Here is a 3,972-nt window from a genome sequence, read left to right on the forward strand (position 1 = left end):
CGCGCCGGCGCCTGGAGCGGTTGGCGGATTTCGCCCCCCCGCCACCGGACGTGCCCCGCCACCCGAGCCGACGCGGCGGGCTAAATCTGGCAAGCGAAGGCGCCGGGTTCGAGCGGCCTCGCCCGCGCTGAACGCGTGGTATAGGCACTGACCAGGCGATTTTCCTTCTGGCCATCTTCTTGAGTACTCTTGACCAGCTGGCCACGGTAAGTCACCCCACCAGCGACACAACCACCATGCCTAAGCAACGATCACACGCGCGCACCCAGCAGATGGCCGGCCCATGGGTTATCGACACCAGGGACATCGGCCGCCGACCCGGCTCCAGCCGTAGCTACCACCGAGTGGCTCCGGCACCGGGTGGTTTCGGCTACCCGGACGTCATCGGGGTCGAGGTGGGCAGTGAGGTCGTGCTGGATCTGCTGGTCGAGTCGGTAGTGGAGGGTGTGCTCGCCACCGGGACCGCCACGGCGGAGACGGTCGGGGAGTGCTCGCGGTGTCTTGATCCGTTGTCCGGCACGGTCGAGGTCCGCTTCACCGAGCTGTTCGCCTATCCGGACAGCGCGACCGAGGCGACCACGGACGAAGACGAGATCTCACGGCTCGTCGACGATCTGTTCGACCTGGAGCCGGTGGTGCGCGACGCGGTCGTGCTCGCGCTGCCGCAGGTTCCGCTGTGCTCGCCGGACTGTCGTGGACTGTGCGCCGAGTGCGGCGTCAAGTGGGCCGACCTGGGCCCCGACCACGCGCATGAGACGATTGATCCTCGCTGGGCTGCTCTGCAGGAGAAGTTCGGCGGGACCGAGGAGGAGAGCTAGTCGTGGCCGTCCCGAAGCGGAAGATGTCCCGCTCCAACACCCGTACGCGCCGTGCCCAGTGGAAGGCCGTCGCCCCGAACCTGGTGGCCTGCTCCAACCGCGCCTGCCGCCAGCCCAAGCTGTCGCACATCGCGTGCCCGGCCTGCGGCCAGTACGACGGCCGCCAGGTCGTCCAGCCGGCCTGACCGCCACCTCCCGGCGAGAAGGCTGAGCGCGGTGGGAGGTAAGGGATCACGGGGCCCGGCGCCAGATCGGGCCCTGCTACTTGAGGCACTCGGTGTCGAGTTGGACCCCGAGCTTCTTGTGTTGGCCCTCACTCACAGGTCCTACGCGTACGAGAACGGCGGCCTGCCGCCGAACGAGCGTCTCGAGTTCCTCGGAGACGCCGTCCTCGGACTCGTGGTGACGGACCACCTCTATCGCAGACACCCCGACCTGCCCGAAGGGCAGTTGGCGAAGCTGCGAGCGAGCGTGGTGAACATGATGGCGCTGGCCGGCGTCGCTCGTGACCTCAGCGACGGTGGCCTCGGCGCGCACCTGCTGTTGGGGCGCGGCGAGGAGCTGACCGGTGGCCGGGACAAGGCGAGCATCCTCGCCGACGGTCTCGAAGCCATGATCGGCGCCGTCTACCTTGCCCATGGCATCGACGTTGCCCGGGGCCTAGTGCACCGGTTGTTCGACCCGCTGCTGGAGGCCGCGCCGCTCAAGGGCGCGGGACTGGACTGGAAGACCAGCCTCCAGGAGCTGACCGCCGCCCACGGACTCGGCGTGCCCGAGTACCGGGTGGACGACGAGGGACCCGATCACCGCAAGGAGTTCACCGCCACCGTCTATGTCGGCGGGCGGGGACTGGGTTCCGGCGGCGGCCGAACGAAGAAGGAAGCCGAGCAGAAGGCGGCCGAGGCCGCTTACACCACGCTCAAGGCGGAAGGGCCGCGCGCGCAGGACGCGACCGGCTGATCTGTCGAAGTGGTGCCCGGAAGGGGGCATTCCAGGCGTCTCACGCCAGGAATGCCCCCTTCTGGGTTCTCCTGGGAAGGATGGATATGCCGGAGTTGCCCGAGGTCGAGGTCGTGCGCCGAGGCCTGGACGCCCATGTCACCGGCCGGCGCGTCACCGCCGTCGAGGTGCTCAACCTGCGGGCCGTCCGCCGGCACGAGCCCGGGCCCGTCGACTTCGCCGACCGCCTCGCCGGCCGCTCGATCGTCGCCGCCGGCCGCCGGGGCAAGTACCTGTGGCTGGAGCTCGACGACTCCGAGGCGATCATCGCCCACCTCGGCATGAGCGGTCAGATGCTCGTCCAGCCCGAGGACGCCGTCGACGAGAAGCACCTCCGGGTCCGGCTCCGCTTCGACGACGGCGGCCCCGAGCTCCGCTTCGTCGACCAGCGCACCTTCGGCGGCCTGGCCCTGGCCGACCTCGTCGAGGTCGACGGCGCCTCCCTGCCCGCCCCCGTCGCGCACATCGCCCGCGACCCCATGGATCCCGCTTTCGACCCCGACGCCGCCGTCGCCGCCCTGCGGCGCAAGCGCACCGGCGTCAAGCGCGCCCTGCTCGACCAGACCCTGGTGTCCGGTGTCGGCAACATCTACGCGGACGAGTCCCTGTGGCGCACCAAGCTGCACTGGGCCCGCCCCACCGACAAGCTCACCCGCCCCCAGGCCGCCGCCCTGCTGTCGGCCGCCCCGACGTCATGACCGAGGCCCTCGCCGCCGGCGGCACCTCCTTCGACGCCTTGTACGTCAACGTCAACGGCCAGTCCGGCTACTTCGACCGCGCCCTCGCCGTCTACGGCCAGGAGGGCCGCGCCTGCCGCCGCTGCGGCAGCGTCATCCGCCGTGACCCCTTCATGAACCGCTCCTCCTACTCCTGCCCGAAGTGCCAGCCAATGCCCAAGAATCCCCACATCTAAATGGCGCCGCCTCCGGCGTCGCGACTCCGCCGCCGGTGGTCGCACCATGAGCTACCCGCGATCGGCCAGCCAGCGGTCGAAGTCCGCGGGGGTGCGGACGCCGTCGTCGAGGACGGCGGAGTAGATGGTGTAGCTGCGGACGGTCTTGCCGTAGGCGGGGTTGTCGGCCCACGCGTGCTTGACGGCCAGGATGGCGCGCCGGGTCTCGGGGGTCAGACGGGGCGGCAGCGTCTTGATGTGGTCGAGGTCGGGCGTGCGCGCGGGCGCGTCGACGAACCAGATGTCGAAGTTCCAGCGCTGTCCCTCGGCGGAGCCGTAGCCGAGGCCGAGGTAGAGGCCGTCGGGGTACTGCTCGGGCTCGACGTTCCAGTGGCCGGTGTCGTTGCGGAACTGGACCTTCCAGATCCGCTCGTGCCGGGCGATCTCGGCGCCGAGCCGGGCGACGGCCCCGGTGTCCAGCTTGGGGCAGGCCACGGTGATGTCCACGTCCCGCTTGACCATGAGGCCCAGCACCGAGCTGCCGGTGTGCACCGGGTCGCCGAACTCGGCCAGCAGGGCGTCGATGTTCAGGTCGGTGCACACGGCGTGCGCCTCGAGCTGGAGCTTTTCCTGCTGTACGAACAAGTCCTCGGTCATGCCTGCAGTCTTGCAGCACACCGCGCCGCCCGTGGCCGAAAAGGCTGTGGCGTCGGTGGATCACCGGTGCTAATTTCGGCGCCAGGTCATGAGTGCCAGCGTTCAGCCCCGGCTTGCTGGCCGGCAACCCCGGCGTTCGCGGGCGGGGTGCTCCGGGTGAGGACCGGGCTCGGCGCACCGGCGTCGGGCAAGCCGCGAAGCGACGGAGCTGCTCATGCCCGCTGACCAAAACCCTGCCCTGCAAGGGGAAACTTCGCTGTTCCGCCACGCTGGGGCCACCGATGCCGGCCAGGTCGCGCAGCTCCACGCCGACAGCTGGCGCCGGTTCTACCGTGGCGCCTACGCCGACGCGTACCTCGACGGCGACGTCGTGGCTGATCGCCGCGCCGTGTGGACGACCCGACTGGCCTCGCCCACCAACAGCGAGACCGTGCTCGCCGAGCACGACCACCGCTTGGTGGGCTTCATCCACGTCGTCTTCGACGCCGATCCCCAGTGGGGCAGCCTCGTCGACAACCTCCACGTCCGCCACGACCAGCGCCGCACCGGCCTCGGCACCCAACTCCTGACCCGTGCGGCCGAGGCCGTGGTCGAGCGGGCGTCCGG

General features: G+C 70.3%; 5 protein-coding genes, 1 pseudogene and 1 riboswitch. Of the genes and pseudogenes, 5 read left to right on the top strand and 1 reads right to left on the bottom strand.

All coding sequences use genetic code 11. The features are described 5' to 3' along the window. Positions 1-236: 236 nt before the first annotated feature. From KUTG_RS34205 to mutM, 4 genes and pseudogenes are all read left to right on the top strand, one after another. Positions 237-818, top strand: coding sequence for a YceD family protein (locus KUTG_RS34205; protein ID WP_043722756.1), 582 nt, complete (start codon positions 237-239; stop codon positions 816-818). 2 nt (positions 819-820) lie between these two features. Further along, a complete protein-coding gene (rpmF, locus tag KUTG_RS34210; RefSeq protein WP_043722758.1) occupies positions 821-1,003 on the top strand; it encodes a 50S ribosomal protein L32 in 183 nt (60 codons plus the stop codon). A 31-nt stretch (positions 1,004-1,034) separates the two neighbouring features. Further along, positions 1,035-1,778 (top strand): ribonuclease III, encoded by a 744-nt coding sequence (gene rnc / locus KUTG_RS34215; RefSeq protein WP_052395720.1) that lies wholly within the window; start codon positions 1,035-1,037, stop codon positions 1,776-1,778. 86 nt (positions 1,779-1,864) lie between these two features. Then, positions 1,865-2,730 (top strand): annotated as a pseudogene (gene mutM / locus KUTG_RS34220) (bifunctional DNA-formamidopyrimidine glycosylase/DNA-(apurinic or apyrimidinic site) lyase). Positions 2,731-2,781: 51 nt separating this feature from the next. Here mutM and KUTG_RS34225 read toward each other — a convergent pair. Then, positions 2,782-3,366, bottom strand: a complete 585-nt coding sequence (locus KUTG_RS34225) for a hypothetical protein (protein WP_043722760.1) — start codon at positions 3,364-3,366, stop codon at positions 2,782-2,784. A gap of 84 nt (positions 3,367-3,450) precedes the next feature. Beyond that, a riboswitch (SAM riboswitch) is annotated at positions 3,451-3,566 on the top strand. 14 nt (positions 3,567-3,580) lie between these two features. On the opposite strand from KUTG_RS34225, the gene KUTG_RS34230 reads away from it, so the two are divergent. Further along, the coding region (locus tag KUTG_RS34230; protein ID WP_157495665.1) for a GNAT family N-acetyltransferase at positions 3,581-3,972 on the top strand (392 nt) is incomplete at its 3' end.

Source organism: Kutzneria sp. 744 (genome assembly GCF_000568255.1).
In the GTDB taxonomy this organism is placed as follows: domain Bacteria; phylum Actinomycetota; class Actinomycetes; order Mycobacteriales; family Pseudonocardiaceae; genus Kutzneria.

Coding starts and splice junctions, on each gene's coding strand:
- KUTG_RS34205 (WP_043722756.1), top strand. CDS start 237: ATGCCTAAGCAACGATCACACGCGCGCACCCAGCAGATGGCCGGCCCA.
- KUTG_RS34225 (WP_043722760.1), bottom strand. CDS start 3,366: ATGACCGAGGACTTGTTCGTACAGCAGGAAAAGCTCCAGCTCGAGGCG.